We start from the raw sequence: 15,959 nt of genomic DNA, 5'->3' as shown, positions 1-15,959 counted from the left end.
GCTTAACCAGCGCTCTTTTTTATGGGGTGATGGAATACACCAATCCATCTCGAGGCTTGCCTGAATAGAGATAGCGATTCCGTGCTCTGGCTTCAAATGTGGCGCCACAGCGTAAAGCAAGTCGCTGGCTCGGTACATTGTCAGGGTCACAGACGATTTCAACTCGCGTCACTTTCAGCTGCTCAAAGCAAAATGTGATGAGCCCTTCAAGCGCTTCCTGCGCATATCCTTTATGTTGAAAGCGGTCTCCTAGCCAATAGCCCAAACTCACCATGTTGAAGGTATGGTAAAGCTCATTGATTGCGACCATGCCCATCAAGCAATTGTCGCTTCGGCGGTAGACACCAAACCCGTATGCTTCGGACTTTACCCAGTTTAGGCGCGTTGCGAGTAGGAACTTTTCTGTTTGCTCAGCAGAAAAGCTGGCTTCACACCAATCTATCCACTGGTGCAAACTTGGGGATTCAGTCACGCAGCGTCGCAGTGCGTCAGCATCTTCCTGAGGAATGAGTTTTAACTCGAGACGCGGTGTAATAATGCAGTAATCTGGCGTCATTTCACTTCTCAATGATAGCAAAACAGCCCAAGCGGGCTGTTTTGTTGTTCGGTACTTAGAGACACTTTAGGCTATTGGTTAACTCTGCGAACCTGAATGATCACGCCCATCAGTGGGTGATCAAGGTAATGGGTCTCGGTACTACGCATACGTCGCTTTTGGTCGAAACGATAGCTCTTTAGGAACTCCTGTTTCTCGATCGTCGGCGACACTTGCTCCATAAAGCCCGCTTCAACAGTGCTATTGGTTATTGCTTGCTCGCCTTGAGCCGTCACTTCTGTTGTACTTGGCTCAATATCAATCGGGTCTTGCAGCACAACTTCACGTACGCTCGGCGACTTTAAGTCTAGCTCAACATCGGCATACAAATAATGTTCAACGTAAATTTGAAGTTTGCCATCAAGCTCGTAAAGCGGTTTTGGAATGCTCGTTTCCGTTACGCCATCTATCACTTCTTTTGCTTGTTTCGAACCAATTCTGTTGCCTTCGGCATCGAAAATATTGGAATAGTCTTTACCCGCTTGAATATGGAAGGTCGGCGCTGACAGTCGGCCTCTGTCACCTTGACGCCAAGCTTTGTGTAGCAACACTTCAAAGCCCGCATGCTTTTTAAGCTTCGTTACTTCGTTATTCAGTTTATACGACGAGTAAGGCAGCATTTGCACGCCTTTACGCGCGCGATAGCTTGAGTCAGCAAACGTGCCTGTTCCGTCTAACGAAATGGCAGGTTGGCTATTGGGCCAAGATTCTGCCGTTTGCTCTGGATTCACAGAACGTTTAAAAACAACCACTTCGATGTCAAATTGTCGCGCCGCCCAAGAAGGCAGAGCAACAAAGAAGAGTAACAGTGGAATCAGCTTTTTCATTACAACTCCATAATTCGGTGCAATCACCGTGGAAAATTAATCAGCCTTATCGCTAGGCTTTTGGTAAAAGGTTCTGTTGGAACTCATCCAACATATCGCCAATAAATTGGATTCTTTTGCGTCTATCGACCAATGGTACCGTAAACTTAAACTTAGTGGGTCCTTCCATGGCAAATTTTTGTGGCTGGGACTGCAATAGTTTAACCAGATACATTGGGTTAATGTCAGCGTCCGGATAGAACTCGATATAACCGCCTTTGTCATGCGCTTCAATCTTCTTCACTTTGAGATCAGCAGCGATAAGCTTCAGATCAGCAACAGAGAGTAAGTTTTTGGCAGCATCAGGAAGCAAACCGAAGCGATCAATTAACTCAACCTTGAGGTCATCGAGCTCTTGTTTACTTTCAACACTCGCGATTTGTTTGTACATCGATAGGCGAGTATTGATGTCTGGTATGTAGTCATCAGGAAGCAGTGCGGGTAAGCGCATTTCAACTTCTGTCTGTTCTCTTAAGAGATCATCGAGTGATGGCTCTTTGCCTTCTTTGAGTGCTTCGACCGCTTGCTCAAGCATCTCCATGTAGAGGGTAAAGCCGATAGACTGAATTTGCCCGCTTTGCTCATCACCTAATAACTCACCAGCACCACGAATTTCTAAGTCGTGAGTTGCCAATGTAAAGCCTGCGCCAAGATCTTCCAGTGAGGCAATGGCATCAAGACGCTTAATGGCATCTTTTGTCATCGCTTTCGGATGTGGAGTAAGTAAGTAAGCATAGGCTTGATGATGTGAACGACCCACACGACCACGTAGCTGATGAAGTTGTGCAAGGCCTAAGTTGTCAGCGCGATCCATGATGATGGTATTGGCCGTCGGCACATCGATACCCGTCTCAATGATTGTGGTACATACCAATAAGTTAAAACGTTGGTGGTAGAAATCATTCATGATGCGTTCGAGTTCGCGCTCTCGCATTTGACCATGGGCGACCGTCACTCGCGCTTCGGGAATCAACTTCTCTAAATCTGCGGCCACTTTCTCGATGGTTTCTACCTGATTGTGTAGGAAGTAAACTTGTCCACCACGCATAATTTCACGTAAGACCGCTTCGCGAACAACGGCATCATCACTTTGCCGAACAAAGGTTTTGATCGCCAGACGTCGGGCTGGTGGCGTTGCAATTATAGATAGATCGCGCATTCCACTCATTGCCATGTTGAGTGTTCGCGGAATCGGTGTCGCAGTTAGGGTCAGAATGTCGACATCAGCACGCATGGCTTTCATTTTTTCTTTCTGACGTACCCCAAAGCGGTGCTCCTCATCAACGATCAGCAGGCCGAGATCTTTGAACTTTATGTCATTGGACAAGAGCTTGTGAGTACCGACCACCAAGTCAACTTTGCCTTCTTCAATGTCTTGGAGAACTTGCTTTTGCTCTTTCGCGGTTTTAAAGCGCGAGAGAACTTCAACACGGATTGGAAGGTTGGCAAAGCGATCGCGGAAGTTCTCAAAGTGTTGCTGAGCGAGCAGTGTTGTTGGAACAAGTACTGCGACTTGTTTACCGTTGTCGGTAGCGAGAAACGCAGCACGCATCGCGACTTCCGTTTTGCCAAACCCGACATCACCACACACTAATCGGTCCATAGCTTTGGCCTGGCACATATCCGACATAACGGCGTTAATGGCCATCTTCTGGTCGTCGGTCTCTTCAAAGGGGAATCCTGCTTTGAAGGTTGCGTACTGGCCACGATCAAGCTCAAACTTGTAACCGGGCTTGAGTTCGCGCTTGGCGTACACATCTAAAAGTTCAGCGGCTACATCTCGGACTTTTTCTGCGGCTTTACGCCTTGCTTTAGCCCAGGCTTCACCACCCAGTTTATGAAGTGGCGCGCTCTCTTCGGCGCCACCAGAATAGCGGCTAATCAGGTTGAGTGAGGCGACAGGAACATACAGTTTCGCGTCGTTTTGGTATTCAAGCGTCACGTACTCGGTGGTCATGCCGCCAGCTTCGAGAGTTTGCAGACCAATGTAGCGGCCAATACCGTGATCAATGTGAACGACAGGTTGACCTGGCTTGAGCTCCGCTAGGTTACGAATGACAGCGTCACTGTTGGTGGTCTTACGGTCTTTGCGGCGACGTTGTATTACACGATCGCCGAGCAAATCACTTTCACAAATCAGCGCAACTTGGCTGTCTCCATAGAGGAAACCATGTTCAGCGGCCCCAAGTACCAGCGAAAACTTATCTTTGCCGACAAGAGCACTTTTAAAGTTAGGGTACTCGACTGGGCGAAGTTTTATGCGTTGTAGCAGTTCAAGTAACGCTTCTCGGCGTCCCTCTGATTCCACAGAAAAGACAATCCTACCGGTGTAGTTTTCACTGAACTGGCGCAGCGCAGCCATCGGTTCCTTGTTTTGGTGCTGGACGGCTAAATCAGGCAAGGGTTGAACGCTTGGGTTGACTCGCCCCTGTTTCTCAACGATTGCATCGCTGGACAGCAAGAGGTGCGGAAGCTGCTTAATATGGCTAAACAGCTCGTCTTTCTTTAACCACAACTCGTCTGGAGGCAAGAGTGGACGAAGCGGGTCCACTTTTCTCTGATCATAGCGGTAATCAACATCGGCGAGGAAGGTTTCAATCGCAGACTCAATATCCCCAACGGTAATGATCTGACTGTCATCCGCAATGTAATCAAAGAGCGTCTCTGTTTGCTCAAAAAAGAGCGGCTGCCAATATTCGATACCGGCTGGCCATGTTCCTTTTGAAACTTGCATATAGACGGATTCAGGTTCGCGTCTTGCTTCAAAGCGTTGACGCCAACGGATTCTAAAATCTTCAATCGCGCTTTCTGTGGTTGGAAACTCATGAGCGGGAAGCAGTCTAATCTCTTGGACATCATCGATGGAGCGTTGATTTTCAGGATCAAAGGTACGAATCGTATCAATTTCATCATCGAAGAAGTCAATTCGAAATGGGTCATTGGAACCCATAGGGAAGAGATCGAGAATAGATCCTCGACTTGCGTATTCTCCTGGGCCGAAGACCTGATCAACGTTTCGATAGCCAGATTTCTCTAACTGTATGCGCAGCTTCTCAAGTGAGAACAAATCACCGACTTTCACCATCAAGGTATGTTGCATCAAATAGTCACGCGGAGACTGTCTTTGCAGCAGCGTGCTCACGGGCACGATGGTGATACCGCTGCTCAGTGTTGGCAGTTGGTACAAACGTGCGATGCGATCGGAAATGATTTCTTGATGCGGTGAAAAGTTATCGTACGGCAAGGTCTCCCAATCTGGGAAAATTGCGACATCTTGGTCGGTAAACTGCTCGATTTCTTGGAGCAACTTGAGCGCGGTTTGAGGATCAGGTACCGCCAATAAGGTATGGCTAGTGTGTTGCTCGGCAAGCTCTGCTATCGCGAGCGCTAGGCTAGCGCCTTGTAGATTACCGACGTGTTTTTTATCTCCGGCTCCGGTTGCGTTAGCCAGATGGAAAAGAGTGCTATCAGACATAGTGGTGTGTTTATTTGTCTCGATTCAGTGAACGCTGACGCAGCATTTTTTGCTGCTGATAGAGTGCGGCTTTGATTAATAGATCTTCGTCTATATCACGTAAGCGGTCATATTTAATGGTGACTAAAAACTGTTCATCTTGAGCTTCGCACTCTACAACATGGCCATAACTGTAAATCGCTGCGGCAGGATGATCCAAAAACAGTTTGGCTCTCACGGTCTGATCGACGCTCAGTGGCGTGGAAGTGAGATAACGAAATAAGCTCGCGCCAAAGGAGACAGTTTGGTGGCGGTAAGTTTCGTTATCTTGCTGGGAGAGCATAAACGTGAGAAGCAAGTTTAGCTTTGAATTTTGGGTATCTAGAAGTTCGATGACGTGTTTAAAGTCACTGTTGTTTAGCTCAGAACGGGCGCTGTCGTTGAGTAAATCAAGTTGACTGAACTCGCTGGCGACCAAAAAAGGCGCGGGAATTTCACTCTCAAATTGTTCATAAGTAGGCAGGGATTGCCCTTGTGCTAACGGCTCTACGTTAACCGTCATTCGATGATGAACGGTGAAATATTCTTGATCAGGCATTCTGAGTTTCCTTTAACTAACATCTTGATTATCGTCATACCACGCAAGTAATCAAGGTATGTCATTGTTTATCACATATTTTGACGACTTATTAGCAATTAAGGGCTACAACCCAGAGCGATAAATCGGTACATTACCCGCTATCAAACATTATTGGTTTATTTTATGTTTCATCCGGTTTCAGCCTTTATCGGCTTGCGTTACCTAAGAGGGCGCTCCGGCGATAGATTCAGTCGATTTGTTTCTTATATGTCTACGGCGGGCATCACGATCGGTGTGATGTCGTTGGTGACGGTTCTTTCTGTTATGAATGGGTTTGAAGCTCAGCTCAAGAGTCGCATCCTTGGCGTTTTGCCGCAAGCCATCGTATCAGGAGTTGATGGCAAGACTCATCGCCAAAGTGTTGCCCCAGAATTTGTCTCTGAGCTTTCTACAGCGGCACATCCAGAGCCGATCGTGCAATCTGAAGCGGTTATCCAAAGTGCTTCGCAGCTTAGTGCTGGGCTTTTGATTGGCATTAAACCGAGCGATCATGACCCGATAGAAGACCATATGATTGCAGGCCGACTTGCTGCGATGGAAGCAGGCAAATATCAGCTTTTCATTGGCCACACTTTAGCGCGGTCAATGGACGTCTCCGTTGGCGACAAAGTGCGTTTGATGGTCACCAGTGCTAGCCAGTTTACTCCACTTGGACGAATGCCTAGCCAACGTATTTTTACGATTGCGGGTATATACAACACAGGCTCTGATGTCGATGGGCTATTGATGCTTACCCACATCGATGACGCCGCGAAACTCAATCGAATGAAAAACGATACCATGACTGGCTGGCGTTTGTTCTTCAATGACCCTTTTGTGGTGGCGCAGTTGAGTGAGCAACCATTGCCAGAGGGTTGGCAATGGCAAGATTGGCGAGATCAGCGCGGTGAACTTTTCCAAGCAGTGAGAATGGAAAAAAATATGATGGGTTTGATGCTGGGGCTTATTGTTGGCGTTGCCGCGTTCAACATTATCTCGGCGCTGATAATGGTCGTCATGGAGAAGCAATCTGAAGTGGCGATACTTAAAACCCAAGGCATGTCGGACAACCAAGTGCTGACCATCTTCATGGTACAAGGTGCAAGTAGTGGCGTGATTGGCGCGCTGTTTGGTGGTGGTTTAGGTGTGCTGCTTGCCTCTAATTTGAACACACTACTGGAGAGCGCAGGAATCGCGCTTTTCTCTGTTGGTGGCGAGTTACCTGTGTTAATCAACCCTTTGCAAATTTCGATCGTTGTCGTGTTGGCTATTGCACTCAGTCTGCTTGCGACATTGTTCCCTTCTTACCGTGCATCTTCTGTTAAACCGGCCGAGGCTTTGAGATATGAGTAACCTTCTTCAGTGTCACAACATTTGTAAAACGTACCGAGAAGGCGCGTTGGATACTCAGGTATTAAAAGGCGTGAGCTTCGAGCTTAAAAAAGGTGAGTTGGCTTCGATCATTGGTTCTTCGGGATCGGGTAAGAGTACGTTACTCCATATATTGGGCGCGCTTGATGATGCGACAGAAGGCAGCGTGAGTTTTCTTGGTCAAGATCTGGCGTACTTGAGTTCAAATAAACAGGCAAAATTGCGTAACCGCCACTTGGGTTTTGTCTATCAGTTTCACCATCTACTCGCCGATTTCAGTGCCCTTGAAAATGTGGCGATGCCTTTGCTGATTGGCGGCGAAAAAGTCGCTGATGCAAAAGCGAAAGCGCAAGCACTACTTGAAAAAGTTGGGTTAAGTCATCGAGTTGATCATCGACCTGCCGAGCTTTCTGGCGGTGAGCGTCAGCGTGTTGCGATTGCGAGAGCCTTAGTGAACAGTCCGGACCTTGTTCTTGCCGATGAACCGACGGGTAATTTGGATCATAAAACCGCTCTGTCTATCTATGATTTGATGCGAGAGTTAAATCGAGAGTCTGGGACGGCCTTTTTAGTCGTGACGCATGATGGGGAACTGGCGAGCAAAATGGATCGCCAACTGCATATGCAAGATGGGCTATTGCTCAATGTCGAGGAGGCTTAGTTTGTTCTCTTCTTTATCACTTTTTATTGGTGGCCGATTTAGCCGCGCCAAGCAGCGCAACAAAATGGTGTCGTTTATTTCTTTGTCATCCACCATCGGTATTACCGTCGGGGTCGCTGTGATCATTATTGGTCTCTCTGCGATGAACGGCTTTGAGCGAGAGCTAAAAGATCGCGTCTTATCGGTGATTTCTCACGGAGAATTTGAAGGGGTTCGCGGGCCTATTCAAGAGTGGAAATCAGTGGTTCAACAGTCCCAATTGCATCCTAAAGTGGAAGCGGTAGCGCCGTTCGTGAAGCTAACCGCATTGGCGGAAAAAGGGCAACAGCTTAAAGCGATAGAGGTTCGTGGGGTTGATCCTAAACTGGAATCGAAGGTGTCTAATCTTAGTCATTACATTGATTCAGACGTATGGCAGCAGTTTACCCCCGGAAAGAAACAAGTGATTTTGGGTAAGGGTATCGCAGACCTGTTGAACGTGAATGTCGGGGATTTTCTGACCCTGATGATCCCAACTAGCGGTGCGACGGCCAAAGTGCAAGCGCCAAAGCGCGTTCGAGTTCAAGTCGCTGGATTGTTAACGCTCAATGGCCAGATTGACCATAGTTTGGCGTTGGTTCCCCTCGAAGATGCGCAGCTTTATGCCAAATTGGGTTCGGCGGTGTCGGGAGTAGCGCTGAAAGTGACCGATGTGTTAGATGCAACCCAAATTATACGCGAAGTAGGAAACACGCTAGATGAGTACGTTTACCTTCGTAGTTGGCAGCAAAAATATGGATTTCTTTACCGAGATATTCAACTGGTCAGAACCATTATGTATCTAGTGATGGTGCTTGTTATTGGTGTGGCAAGTTTTAATATCGTCTCGACATTAATGATGGCGGTGAAAGATCGTGCCTCAGAGATCGCGATTTTACGTACTATGGGTGCAACAGACGGTTTAGTGAAACGTATCTTTGTCTGGCAGGGGGTATTTTCCGGCGTGTTAGGTAGTATTGTCGGTAGTGTTATTGGTGTATTGATCGCGTTCAATTTGACTGAGTTGATAAAAGGATTAGAGGGCTTGATTGGTCATCAGTTCTTATCGGGAGACATTTACTTTGTCGATTTTTTACCTTCTCAGGTCAATCTTGCCGATGTGCTCTTGGTGTCGCTGACCGCCATCGTTCTTAGCCTACTGGCCACTTGGTATCCTGCCTCTCGAGCGAGCAAGTTAAACCCCGCTGCGGTGCTAAGCTCGAAATAATCGTTCTCCAATGAAAAAGGACCGTAAAGGTCCTTTTTCATACATATCATTTTTATCAGTTACATCTGGCTTTGTGAGGCGCTGTAAAGCGTTGGTTTGCCACTTTACTTCTTCAACAGCCCACCTAATCTTATTTTTCGCTTCTGCCAGCTTCGGACTACGGAATATCGCCAAAGTGCTTTAATACCGAAAAATCCAACTATCGCCGAGACCACACCGCAAATTAGGCACCCAAGTAGAAAAGGGGGACCAATGGTGTTCATTTGGTGGAGAATAAATTCCCATGACAATTCAAAATGGAACGGTTGAGGTGGAACATGCATCACCAAAGCGCCGACTTTGTAAGCAAAGTAGAAAAGGACCGGCATAGTAATTGGGTTACTGACCCAAACCAGTGCGACAGACAGAGGCAGATTGACACCGCACGCAATGGCGAGACCAGCCGACATGATCATTTGGCTAGGAAGCGGAACAAACGCCATAAATAGTCCAACTGCGAACGCACCTGCCGCCGAACGACGGTTGAGGCACCAAAGGTTGGGGTTGTACAGCACGTTGCCAAAGATTTTGAGTGCTTTTTGACGCTTAATGACTTCGTGGTCTGGCATAAAGCGTTTGATGAACTTTCTTGGCATTGGGGACTATGACTCTCTACTTAAATTACTGGACGCTTGCTTCGTACTCTTTGGTTATCGTCTCCGCCATGTATTGGACGAGGATGCCAAGCTGGTATTGGGTATTGCCGTGTATTGGCTTGATTGCCTTATCGCTGTGCAATCGAAAATATTCCTTTTTATTCGGATTATCTCTTGCCTGCTTGGTGGTGCTGATACACGGAAATCTTGTCCGCCATAATACCGATGAGCTTTTTAAAGCAGGTTCGGATATTACCATAAATGCACAGGTTGACAGCTTTTTTAAACAAATAAGTCACGGCTTTCACGGAACAGCAGTGGTTAGATCAATTAATGGCGAAAAGTTGTTCGCCTATGAGCAGCCAACGGTTTGGGTTACGTCGCCAATTGCATTAAGTTTAGGTCAGGTTATTGGTGGAAAAGTCTCGATACAGCCCATATCAGGGCAATTGAATGAAACGGGTTTTGATAAAGAGCGCTACGCGTACGCTCAAGGCATCCTTGGTCACGCTAAGATAAAAAACAGCTCTAGCTTTTGGGTTATCGATCAAGGCTCATTGAGGGAAAGGTTGTTTCAGACGATCTCGACTCATACACTCTCTACAGGCAATCGAGGTCTTATCCTTGCTCTTCTTTTTGGCACCCGCGATAAAATTCCTGACAGTGTTAATCAACAACTGCAGCACAGTGGGTTAAGTCATCTGGTTGCGATATCCGGTCTACATATTGGGATCATGTTTTCGTTTGGTTGGGCCGTTGGTCGACTACTATTAGTTGCTTCACCGAAAATGACCAACGCGCCTATTTTTATAGGGGCGGTGATTGCATTTGGTTATGCTTACCTTGCTGGATTCTCGATTCCAACGGTAAGAGCTTTGATCATGTGTTTATTGATGTGCAGTCAGGTTTTAATTCGAACACACCTTTCTAAACTCAGTCGATGGTTAATCGTCTTGGCGTTTTTATTAACGTTGTGGCCTCAGTCTGCGCTCGACCCAAGCCTTTGGTTATCAATGTATGCTGTGGCTGCGATATTACTGTTTCTCTCTATTCGCTCGACCTATCGTCACGGTGTTGTGAACAACGTATTGATGCAGACCTTCATCGTGATATGCATGAGCCTTCCTGTTGCGGTGGTATTTGGAGGGATAAGCATCAGCGCAATTGGGTACAATTTAGTCTTTGTCCCATGGTTTTCGTTTGTCGTCATGCCAGCCACGTTCATAGCTGCAGTAGTCTCATTGTTTGGCTACGTTGACGCTACGATTTGGGGAACGGTTGATTGGGCGTTATCCGTCGTCGTGGCGTCAAGCGTATGGGCGGGAGATACCTGGTTTTCCCTGTCCAGCCAAGAGATCACTATCTTAATAGTGTTGGCGTGTTTTATTTTAATGCTTCCTTGGTTGACTCGTTTTGGGATCGTTCTTTTTGCGCTCAGTTTCGTTTTATTCACGGTATTCTGGCGTCCGAAGCCTGATTGGCAGTTAAGCATTCTCGATGTGGGTCATGGGCTGGCGATTTTGGCCGTGCAGGGAGAGCGAGCACTACTTTATGACACCGGCGCCGCATGGCAACAGTCAAACTATGCTGAGCAGTTGATTACGCCACTGATGGAAGCAAAAGGGATTGAGGTGCTGGACGTTGTGGTGCTCAGTCACTTTGACAATGACCACGCAGGTGGGATAGGGGCGATTCTCCAACGCTGGCAACCGGATCGGGTTATTGCAAGTCAGCGATTGAGTAATAGTCTCGACTGCATAGTGGGAGAAACGTGGCAATGGGGCGAGTTAGAGATACAAGCGCTCTGGCCTCCCAAAATTGTCGAACGAGCCTACAATCCGCACTCTTGTGTTATCAAGTTGACTCATAGAGTGAACAAACAAAGTGTGTTGCTTACTGGTGATATTGAGCAAATTGCTGAGTGGTTGTTGATTAGAAACCCTGACGCGCTCGCGTCCAATATCGTGATTGTTCCTCATCATGGCAGTAAAACATCGTCAACGGATTCTTTTATTCTTGCGGCGAATCCTAACTTAGCTATCGCCTCAACATCGTATCGTGGGCGTTGGAATTTACCAAATCAAGAAGTGGTGGAACGCTACCGAAAACAAGGTGCGGATTGGATAGATACCGGGCACTCTGGTCAAGTGGTGATTAATTTTTATTCAAGTGGACGCAGTGTCGTTCAGTTGAGGGAGAGTAAAGGCCAAGCTTGGTATAGGCAGATGCTACGCAAGGGAGTAGAATAGGAAGATTATTGTAAGAAAAATAAGCCGTTTTATGTCAATCGATAAAGATGAAACTACGTGGAATACCTTTAAGCGCCTATGGACTTATATTCGCTTATACAAAAAGGGCCTCGTTGTTGCTGTTATAGCATTAGTGTTGAATGCTGTTGCTGATACTTATATGGTTTCTTTGCTAAAGCCTTTATTAGATGAAGGCTTTGGTAACACAGAGTCTAATTTCCTTAAAATCCTTCCGCTAATCATTCTCGGGGCTATGTTTGCACGAGGCGTTACTAGTTTTGTTTCAACCTACTGTTTGAGCTGGGTGTCTGGTAATGTCGTCATGCAGATGCGACGAATGATATTCAATCATTTCATGCATATGCCGGTGAGCTATTTTGATAAAGAAACTCCCGGGGCTTTGTTGTCGCGCATTACTTATGACTCTGAGCAAGTATCAGCAGCAACCAGTAAAGCGTTAGTGAGTATTGTCCGTGAAGGGGCAAGTATCATCGGCCTATTGGTTTTAATGTTCTGGAACAGTTGGCAGTTGTCTTTAGTGCTGCTCGTTGTTGCACCGATCGTGGCTTGGGTGATTGGTATTGTTTCGAAGCGTTATCGTCGAATCAGTAAAAACATGCAAACGGCGATGGGTAAGGTCGCAGCATCTGCAGAACAGATGCTGAAAGGCCACAAAGTAGTGTTGAGCTATGGTGGTCATGAAATTGAGCGTGAGCGCTTCAATAAGGTGAGTAACCAAATGCGACAGCAGTCAATGAAGTTTGTGACTGCGCATGCGATTGCGAATCCAGTGACGCAAATGATCGCATCTCTCGCCTTGGTTGCTGTGCTTTTCCTTGCAAGTTTCGATGAGATCCGTAACCAGCTCACACCAGGTACATTCACGGTAATTTTCTCTGCGATGTTCGGCTTAATGCGCCCTCTGAAAGCAATCACCAATGTGGTTTCACAGTTCCAGCGCGGTATGGCAGCGAGCCAGACGCTATTTGCCTTGATGGATATGGACACCGAGGTTGATAAGGGGCAGTACGAAGCCACTAATGTTCGCGGCGACGTTGCAGTTAAAGATGTTACCTTTACATATCTCGGTAAAGAGAAGCCCGCTTTAAATCATGTCAGCTTTAAGATTCCACAGGGCAAGACTGTAGCGCTTGTTGGGCGATCGGGCTCGGGTAAGAGTACCATCGCCAACTTGTTTACTCGCTTCTATGACTATGACTCTGGCAGTATTTTGCTCGATGGTCGTGATATTCGTGACTATAAACTCAGTAACTTACGTTCCCATTTCGCACTCGTGTCACAAAACGTCCACCTATTCAACGATACGATCGCCAATAACATCGCGTATGCGACAAACGGCGAGTATAGCCGCGAGCAAATTGAGCACGCAGCCAAGCTTGCGCACGCGATGGACTTCATTGATAAGCTCGATGAAGGTTTGGATACTATGGTCGGCGAGAATGGTGCAAGCCTTTCTGGTGGTCAACGTCAACGTATTGCGATTGCACGTGCCTTGCTACGAGATGCTCCGGTTCTGATTCTTGACGAAGCAACCTCGGCCTTGGATACCGAGTCTGAAAAAGCGATTCAATCAGCATTGGATGAGTTGCAAAAGAACAAGACGGTTCTTGTTATTGCCCATCGATTGTCGACTATCGAGAAAGCGGATGAAATCCTAGTGGTTGATGAAGGTGAAATCGTAGAGCGTGGCGATCATCAGACGCTTATCGAAAAGGATGGGGCGTACGCTCAACTGCATAGAATTCAGTTTGGTGGTTAACCAGTGATTGAAAAAATCTGGTTTGAGAATCACCCGATAAAGTATTTACTCTGGCCATTGTTATGGCCATTGAGCTTGCTGTTTTCTGCAATCAGCTGTGCGAGAAGGTCCAAGTTTGAATCAGGTCAAAAGCCAAGTTATCGTGCACCTGTTCCTGTGGTTGTAGTGGGCAACATAACCGCTGGTGGTAATGGTAAAACACCGGTGGTTATTTGGTTGGTTGAGCAACTGCAAGCAATGGGATTCGAGCCTGGTGTTGTCTCACGCGGATATGGGGCGAAAGCTCCCCATTATCCTTTGGTTGTTGATGATGCCACTTCGACACGACACTGTGGGGATGAGCCGAAGCTTATCCACAAACGGACAGGAGCGCCGGTTGCTGTTTCACCTGTGCGAAGTGATGCCGTTAAAGCGCTGTTGCCATTAGGGGTCGATATCATTATCACGGATGATGGGCTTCAACATTATGCACTGCAACGCGATATAGAGATTGTGGTTGTGGATGGGAAGCGCCGTTTTGGTAATGAATCTTTGATTCCCTTAGGGCCGCTAAGAGAAGGTACCGAACGCCTCAAGCAAGTCGACTTTATCATCACGAATGGCGGTGAAGCCGAGTATGGTGAGATATCGATGACGCTTGAACCAGCGAATGCCGTCAACCTAAATAGCGGTCAAAGTGAGCAAGTCTCTGCGCTAGACAAGCTGGTTGCAATGGCGGGAATTGGTCACCCTCCGAGGTTTTTTACTACGCTAAAGCAACTTGATGCAAAACTTGTTTACACGCAAGGATTTGCGGATCATAAAGATTTTGAACAGTCAGAGTTAGATGTTCTCGCCAACCGAGGCGATCATCTTATAATGACAGAAAAAGATGCAGTAAAATGTGCCCACTATGCGAAAGAAAATTGGTGGTACTTACCCGTAACCGCCTGTTTCTCTTCCGCAGACAAGAGTCGCATTTTGAATAAAATAAAAGAGGTTAAGGAAACGTATGGATCACCGTCTGCTTGAAATCGTGGCATGTCCAGTATGTAAAGGTAAGTTAACTTTTGATAAGGACAAGCAAGAGTTGATCTGTAAGCTGGACCGCTTAGCTTACCCTATTAAAGAAGGGATTCCTGTGCTACTTGAGCCAGAGGCTCGTCAAATGAGTATGGATGAGGGGCGCTAATGTCGTTTACTGTCGTCATTCCTGCGCGTTATCAATCGACGCGCTTACCAGGTAAACCACTGGCAGATATCGGCGGGAAACCAATGATCCAGTGGGTGTATGAGCAGGCTATTCAAGCGGGTGCTGAGAACGTTATTATTGCGACGGACGATAAGCGCGTCGAGAGTGCAGTTCAAGGGTTTGGCGGCCAAGTTTGCATGACATCGCCGAATCACGAATCCGGCACTGAACGCTTAGCGGAAGTTGTTGAGCTGATGGCGATTCCTGATGATCACATCGTTGTGAATGTCCAAGGTGATGAGCCTCTAATCCCACCGAGCATTATTCGTCAGGTGGCTGATAATCTGGCTAACTGTAGCGCGCCTATGGCAACACTGGCGGTTGAAATTGAAGATGAGGCAGAAGTCTTTAATCCCAATGCAGTAAAGGTTCTGACGGATAAAGATGGCTATGCCATGTACTTTAGTCGAGCCACGATTCCTTGGGATCGCGATAGCTTTGCCGCTGAAAATAAAGTGATTAAGCAGCCGCTCATGCGTCACATTGGAATCTACGCGTACCGAGCCGGGTTTATTAATACCTACATCAATTGGCAGCCGACAGCGCTTGAAAAAATTGAGTGCTTAGAGCAACTGCGTGTTCTTTGGTATGGTGAAAAAATCCATGTCGAAGTTGCGAAGGAATCGCCGGCTGCTGGCGTTGACACCCCAGAAGACTTGGAAGTGGTGAGAGAACTCATCGCTCGTCGATAATAGTCAGAATTAAGAAAGCGTCTGTTGATATTCATCAGGCGCTTTTTGCTTATCAAGGGTCGATAAAATGATGAAGTTCTTACCTCCTGAAGCGTATCAAAGTGACTGTGAAGCAGTGTACCAAGCCTACAGGTCCAAAATTAAAACTCTGCTACCTGATGCGCGAATAGAGCACGTTGGAGCATCATCGATTCCACAGGCGGTCTCTAAAGGAGATCTGGACATTTTTGTTGGTGTGGACAAACAGCAACTGGAGCGTTCAGTTAGTGCGCTGAAACAGCTTGGGTTTGAGGAGAAACGAGACACACTCCGTACTCATCAACTTTGCATGTTGGAATCAACAAACGAGCAAGACGTTGCCTTACAAGTGGTCGAGCTAGGGTCTGAGTTTGAATGCTTTCTAACCTTTCGAGACAAATTGAGAGAAAATCCTTCATTGGTAGCTGAATACAATTCTTTAAAACGCGAGTGTGAAGGGTTGGAAGTAAACGCTTATCGAGAGAAAAAATCGGCCTTTATCGAAGGTGTACTTTCCAGCCAATAAAAAAGGCCGTCGCCGG

General features: G+C 47.0%; 14 protein-coding genes. 9 read left to right on the top strand and 5 right to left on the bottom strand.

Annotated elements, in window-relative coordinates; all coding sequences use genetic code 11:
• Positions 1 to 19: 19 nt before the first annotated feature.
• From OH458_RS01230 to OH458_RS01215, 4 genes are all read right to left on the bottom strand, one after another.
• Positions 20 to 556 carry a GNAT family N-acetyltransferase gene (locus OH458_RS01230; RefSeq protein ID WP_269977016.1) on the bottom strand — a complete coding sequence of 179 codons (537 nt, stop codon included), beginning with the start codon at positions 554 to 556 and terminating at the stop codon, positions 20 to 22.
• A 71-nt stretch (positions 557 to 627) separates the two neighbouring features.
• Complete coding sequence (locus tag OH458_RS01225) at positions 628 to 1,422, bottom strand: peptidoglycan binding protein CsiV (protein ID WP_269977015.1); 795 nt, start codon at positions 1,420 to 1,422, stop codon at positions 628 to 630.
• A 52-nt stretch (positions 1,423 to 1,474) separates the two neighbouring features.
• On the bottom strand, positions 1,475 to 4,936 hold the full coding sequence (gene mfd / locus OH458_RS01220) for a transcription-repair coupling factor (protein WP_269977014.1): 3,462 nt from the start codon (positions 4,934 to 4,936) through the stop codon (positions 1,475 to 1,477).
• A gap of 10 nt (positions 4,937 to 4,946) precedes the next feature.
• On the bottom strand, positions 4,947 to 5,513 hold the full coding sequence (locus OH458_RS01215) for a PilZ domain-containing protein (protein ID WP_269977013.1): 567 nt from the start codon (positions 5,511 to 5,513) through the stop codon (positions 4,947 to 4,949).
• A gap of 165 nt (positions 5,514 to 5,678) precedes the next feature.
• On the opposite strand from OH458_RS01215, the gene lolC reads away from it, so the two are divergent.
• From lolC to lolE, 3 genes are read left to right on the top strand one after another with little or no spacing between them, the layout of a single operon-like run.
• Positions 5,679 to 6,887 (top strand): lipoprotein-releasing ABC transporter permease subunit LolC, encoded by a 1,209-nt coding sequence (gene lolC / locus OH458_RS01210; RefSeq protein WP_269977012.1) that lies wholly within the window; start codon positions 5,679 to 5,681, stop codon positions 6,885 to 6,887.
• Positions 6,880 to 7,566 (top strand): lipoprotein-releasing ABC transporter ATP-binding protein LolD, encoded by a 687-nt coding sequence (gene lolD, locus OH458_RS01205; protein ID WP_269977011.1) that lies wholly within the window; start codon positions 6,880 to 6,882, stop codon positions 7,564 to 7,566. Before lolC ends, lolD begins: the two co-directional genes overlap by 8 nt.
• 1 nt (position 7,567) lies before the next feature.
• On the top strand, positions 7,568 to 8,812 hold the full coding sequence (gene lolE, locus OH458_RS01200) for a lipoprotein-releasing ABC transporter permease subunit LolE (protein ID WP_269977010.1): 1,245 nt from the start codon (positions 7,568 to 7,570) through the stop codon (positions 8,810 to 8,812).
• Positions 8,813 to 8,916: 104 nt separating this feature from the next.
• Here lolE and OH458_RS01195 read toward each other — a convergent pair whose 3' ends face one another.
• A complete protein-coding gene (locus OH458_RS01195; protein WP_269977009.1) occupies positions 8,917 to 9,447 on the bottom strand; it encodes a DUF2062 domain-containing protein in 531 nt (176 codons plus the stop codon).
• A gap of 104 nt (positions 9,448 to 9,551) precedes the next feature.
• Between OH458_RS01195 and OH458_RS01190 the strand changes: the two genes are divergently transcribed.
• The 6 genes from OH458_RS01190 to OH458_RS01165 all read left to right on the top strand — a co-directional run bounded on the left by OH458_RS01190 (position 9,552) and on the right by OH458_RS01165 (position 15,943).
• Positions 9,552 to 11,696, top strand: a complete 2,145-nt coding sequence (locus tag OH458_RS01190) for a DNA internalization-related competence protein ComEC/Rec2 (protein ID WP_333482661.1) — start codon at positions 9,552 to 9,554, stop codon at positions 11,694 to 11,696.
• A gap of 31 nt (positions 11,697 to 11,727) precedes the next feature.
• Entirely contained in the window at positions 11,728 to 13,476 is a 1,749-nt protein-coding gene (msbA, locus tag OH458_RS01185; protein ID WP_269977007.1) for a lipid A ABC transporter ATP-binding protein/permease MsbA, read from the top strand.
• Between the two features lie 3 nt (positions 13,477 to 13,479).
• Positions 13,480 to 14,487 (top strand): tetraacyldisaccharide 4'-kinase, encoded by a 1,008-nt coding sequence (gene lpxK, locus OH458_RS01180; protein WP_269977006.1) that lies wholly within the window; start codon positions 13,480 to 13,482, stop codon positions 14,485 to 14,487.
• Complete coding sequence (locus OH458_RS01175) at positions 14,468 to 14,647, top strand: Trm112 family protein (protein WP_005474972.1); 180 nt, start codon at positions 14,468 to 14,470, stop codon at positions 14,645 to 14,647. Before lpxK ends, OH458_RS01175 begins: the two co-directional genes overlap by 20 nt.
• Positions 14,647 to 15,399 carry a 3-deoxy-manno-octulosonate cytidylyltransferase gene (gene kdsB, locus OH458_RS01170; protein WP_038213726.1) on the top strand — a complete coding sequence of 251 codons (753 nt, stop codon included), beginning with the start codon at positions 14,647 to 14,649 and terminating at the stop codon, positions 15,397 to 15,399. The genes OH458_RS01175 and kdsB overlap by 1 nt, the downstream gene beginning before the upstream one ends.
• 70 nt (positions 15,400 to 15,469) lie before the next feature.
• Entirely contained in the window at positions 15,470 to 15,943 is a 474-nt protein-coding gene (locus OH458_RS01165; protein ID WP_269977390.1) for a GrpB family protein, read from the top strand.
• The last annotated feature ends 16 nt before the right edge of the window (positions 15,944 to 15,959 follow it).

It is taken from the genome of Vibrio sp. MarTm2 (assembly GCF_027587055.1).
Taxonomy (GTDB): domain Bacteria; phylum Pseudomonadota; class Gammaproteobacteria; order Enterobacterales; family Vibrionaceae; genus Vibrio; species Vibrio sinaloensis_D.
The sequence above is the reverse complement of the archived record's forward strand: the minus strand, read 5'-3'. Positions and strand labels throughout refer to the sequence as shown.

Coding starts and splice junctions, on each gene's coding strand:
- msbA (WP_269977007.1), top strand. CDS start 11,728: ATGTCAATCGATAAAGATGAAACTACGTGGAATACCTTTAAGCGCCTA.
- OH458_RS01195 (WP_269977009.1), bottom strand. CDS start 9,447: ATGCCAAGAAAGTTCATCAAACGCTTTATGCCAGACCACGAAGTCATT.
- lolD (WP_269977011.1), top strand. CDS start 6,880: ATGAGTAACCTTCTTCAGTGTCACAACATTTGTAAAACGTACCGAGAA.
- mfd (WP_269977014.1), bottom strand. CDS start 4,936: ATGTCTGATAGCACTCTTTTCCATCTGGCTAACGCAACCGGAGCCGGA.
- OH458_RS01175 (WP_005474972.1), top strand. CDS start 14,468: ATGGATCACCGTCTGCTTGAAATCGTGGCATGTCCAGTATGTAAAGGT.
- kdsB (WP_038213726.1), top strand. CDS start 14,647: ATGTCGTTTACTGTCGTCATTCCTGCGCGTTATCAATCGACGCGCTTA.
- OH458_RS01230 (WP_269977016.1), bottom strand. CDS start 556: ATGACGCCAGATTACTGCATTATTACACCGCGTCTCGAGTTAAAACTC.
- OH458_RS01215 (WP_269977013.1), bottom strand. CDS start 5,513: ATGCCTGATCAAGAATATTTCACCGTTCATCATCGAATGACGGTTAAC.
- OH458_RS01165 (WP_269977390.1), top strand. CDS start 15,470: ATGAAGTTCTTACCTCCTGAAGCGTATCAAAGTGACTGTGAAGCAGTG.
- OH458_RS01225 (WP_269977015.1), bottom strand. CDS start 1,422: ATGAAAAAGCTGATTCCACTGTTACTCTTCTTTGTTGCTCTGCCTTCT.
- lolC (WP_269977012.1), top strand. CDS start 5,679: ATGTTTCATCCGGTTTCAGCCTTTATCGGCTTGCGTTACCTAAGAGGG.